The following is a 385-nucleotide window of genomic DNA, read 5'->3' as shown; positions in this document are numbered from 1 at the left end:
AGGCCGTCCTGCGGGTCGGCATCCTCTCCGTCCTCGGCCTCGCCGCGATCGGTCTGGGCGTGCTCGGCCTGCGTCATCGGCGCGTCGGCGCCGCCGGCGTCCTGCTGTTCGGGGTCGTCGGAGCCGTCGCGGCCCTGGGCCGTCCCGACTCCACCGGTGTCGGCGACGCACTCCCCTCTCTGATCGGAGGCCTCACCGGCTGCTTCGCCCTCTACGTACTGGCCTCGAAAGCAGCCGTGGTGACCACTCCGGCCGGCAGCGAGGACGAGCGCGAGACCGGGGTGTGGGACCGGCGCGGTTTCCTCGTAGCGGCGGGAGTGACCACCGCGACGGCGACGTCGGCAGGCGTGCTCGGGCGATTCCTGTCCGGGCGGCAGGGTCAGGG

The 385-nt window shown here is 73.8% G+C and carries 1 protein-coding gene; it reads left to right on the top strand.

The annotated features are described in order from the left end of the window. Nucleotides 1-385: hypothetical protein (locus tag AC1DUP_RS36825; protein ID WP_477837399.1), on the top strand; the 385-nt coding region annotated here is incomplete at both ends.

Source organism: Rhizobium sp. 01L419 (assembly GCF_056400025.1).
Note: the sequence above shows the minus strand (reverse complement) of the source record. Positions and strands in the feature narration are given on the sequence as shown.